1 protein-coding gene is annotated in these 1,559 nt (G+C 41.5%); it reads left to right on the top strand.

The features are described 5' to 3' along the window. Nucleotides 1–153 precede the first annotated feature (153 nt). Entirely contained in the window at nucleotides 154–1,470 is a 1,317-nt protein-coding gene (locus tag EV207_RS22830; protein WP_132748758.1) for an IS1380 family transposase, read from the top strand. The last annotated feature ends 89 nt before the right edge of the window (nucleotides 1,471–1,559 follow it).

The raw sequence follows: 1,559 nt of genomic DNA, 5'->3' as shown, positions 1-1,559 counted from the left end.
CCTAGATTATTCATAGAAAATCCTCAATAAGACAGAAATGCTTACCCATCAAGCGATTTCGTCATACTATTACGCATCAAATAAATGAAAAAAGAGTCCACTTCTGATAGGGTTAAAACAACGACGAAATAACCATCAGAAAGGACTCTTATAATGGCTACATTACCGCAAATATCGCTTGATTTCAATCGCAAAATTAAATTGTCAAATGATGGAGGTTCTCTTTCCTCTGATACCGGCGAATTCTTATTTCGGGAATTCGACGAAAAAGTGGGCTTTTCACAAACTCTTACTCAACATCTGATATTAAATGATGAAAGGCGTTACTATGTCCATTCGAATGAACAGTTGCTTCGCCAAAAGATTTATCAAATCATCGCTGGATATTCCGAAGACGATGCAGCGGATCAATTAACGGATGACCCCGTTTTCACACAAATTGTTGACACAGAGGCGTTGGCTTCCCAACCTAGTCTATCCCGCTTTTTTCGTCGATTTGATCCTCAATCCATCGAAGGGTTGAATGATGCCAACCAAGACCTTTTGGATAGAATCCATCAATACAGAGAAGCCGAGGCACTCATCTTTGATTTAGATTCTACCCATGCCGATACATACGGTAACCAAGAAGATGCCACTTACAATAGCCATTATGGGACTGTTGGCTTTCACCCTATGGTTGCCTTTGACGGTATGACAGGTGATTTTCTTAAAGCACAGCTACGGCCGGGGAATGTCTATACTTCCAACGGTGTTGTAGACTTTGTGAAGCCTCTTGTTGCCTATTATAACGATAAATTCCCGGCAACCATGCTTTTCTTGCGTGGGGACAGTGGCTTTGCCGTCCCGGCTTTGTATGATTTATGTGAAACTGAATCGGTGTTTTACGTCATTCGTTTAAAATCCAACCCCATTTTACAAAGTCTTGCGAAAGAACTACACCCAAATTCTACACCGCCCGATGTATCAAAGATGGAAATTTATTATGAAGAGATTGAATATCAAGCCAAATCGTGGACTAAACCACGAAAAGTCATTGTCCAATCGGTTCGTCCGGCAGGTGAATTGTTTTTCACCCATTCTTTCTTTGTGACAAACTTGATGGATGCCTTTTCTCCGAAAGCTATCGTCCGCGCTTATCAAAAAAGAGGAACGATGGAAAATTACATCAAGGAAGCAAAAAATGGTTTTAACCTTGATAAAATGAGTAGCCATTCCTTCCAAGTCAACGAGGTAAGAATGATGTTGAGCTTGTTGGCGTACAACTTAACGAATTGGCTTCGTACGCTTTGCTTTCCAGAGGGACAAAAGACTATGCAAATCCAAACGATACGGACAAAGATCATTAAAGTTGCCAGTAAATTAGTGAAATCAGGGCGATCCTTGCACTTCAAATTATCTTCCAGCTTCGTGTATCAAGAATTTTTTTGGCAAATACTACAGCGAATTCAAACGTTAAAGCTAGAGTGATTGGAGCGTATGGCTCGAGACTCCTGCGGGAACAGCACGTGTCTGAAGACCCCGCAGGAAGTGGTTTTCTTCCGAGGAGGCTGAAGCCG

This window comes from Scopulibacillus darangshiensis, from assembly GCF_004341035.1.
GTDB lineage: Bacteria > Bacillota > Bacilli > Bacillales > Sporolactobacillaceae > Scopulibacillus > Scopulibacillus darangshiensis.
The sequence above is the reverse complement of the archived record's forward strand: the minus strand, read 5'-3'. Positions and strand labels throughout refer to the sequence as shown.